Origin of the sequence: Streptomyces tricolor (assembly GCF_002155905.1) — a bacterium.
GTDB classification, from domain to species: Bacteria; Actinomycetota; Actinomycetes; order Streptomycetales; family Streptomycetaceae; genus Streptomyces; species Streptomyces tricolor.
Genome location: NZ_MUMF01000542.1, coordinates 1 through 1228, shown reverse-complemented (window position 1 = coordinate 1228; position 1228 = coordinate 1). Strand labels below are relative to the sequence as shown.

1 protein-coding gene is annotated in these 1228 nt (G+C 76.5%); it reads left to right on the top strand.

The window, feature by feature from the left end; genetic code table 11:
• Positions 1-1044, top strand: a 1044-nt coding sequence (locus CCN44_RS46735) for a VC0807 family protein (protein WP_244204005.1), incomplete at its 5' end; no start/stop codon positions are given.
• Positions 1045-1228: the final 184 nt, after the last annotated feature.

The following is a 1228-nucleotide window of genomic DNA, read 5'->3' as shown; positions in this document are numbered from 1 at the left end:
CTCCCCGAGTCGACCGAGCCACCCGAGCCACTCGGGCTCCCCGAGTCGACCGAGTCCCCCGAGCCACTCGGGCTCCCCGAGCCGTCCGAGTCGCCCGAGCCGTCCGGGCTCCCTGAGCCGACCGAGCCACCCGAGCGGACCAAGCCGTCCGGGCCGTCCGGGCTCCCCAAGCCATTCGAGCCGTCCGAGCCGTTCGGGCTCCCCGAGTCGACCGAGCCGCCCGAGCCGTCCGGGCCGTCCGGGCCGTCCGGGCTCCCCGAGCCGTCCGAGCCGTTCGGGCTCCCCGAATCGCCCGAATCGACCGAGCCGTCCGGGCCGTCCGGGCTCCCCAAGCCGTCCGGGCCGCCCGAGCCCCGCGAGCCCCTGAAGACCCCCGAGCCCCCGGGAACGGCGGCCCGCGGCGCCCTGGTCTCCTCCCTGGCCGTGGACATCCTCCTGCCGCTCCTCGTCTACTACGCGGCCCGCGCCCTCGGTGCCGGCCAGGCGCCCGCGCTGCTGCTGAGCGGCGCCCCGCCCGCCGTGCGGCTGATGGTCGGCGCGGTGCGGTATCGCCGGATCGACGGCGTGGACCTGTTCCTCACGATGCTGCTGGTCATCGCCGCGCTGGTGTCCCTGATCGGCGGCGGCCCCCGCGTCCTGCTGTTCAAGAACGCGGCCCTGTCCCTCGCGGTCGGCGGCTGGACGCTCGGCACCGCGTTCACCCGCAGACCCCTGGCGTTCCAGCTGGGACAGCATCTGCACACGGGAAGCGCGGTCCGCGCACGGGCCGGGATCTGGCGGGACAGCGCACCGTTCCGGCGTGGCCTTAGGGTCCTCACCCTGCTCTGGGGGGCCGAGCAACTCCTCGACGGCGGCCTGAGCGCACTCGCCGCGGCCATGCTGCCGACCGACACGGTGCCGCTGCTCGACCGCGTCGTCTCCCTCGTCCTGCTGGGCCTGACCGCCGGGGCCACCCTGGTCTACGCCCACCGCTTCCGCATACGCCACGCCCTCCCGCTGTTCGGCGCCCCTGCCCCGATGACGTCCAGGTACCGGCGCGGGTAGGCCAGGGTGACGGGGCGGCCGGGATCCGGGCCGCGTCGAGCAGGGCGACCGGGAGGCCGCCTTCGCCTCAGCACGAGGCGACCACCCACACCTCCCGGGTGCGGGAGTTGGCGCGAGGGCGCCCGCCGCTTCGGCTGGGACGGCCGCGACCCGCGCCCCGGCGTCCGCCGCGAGGGCCCGCTGC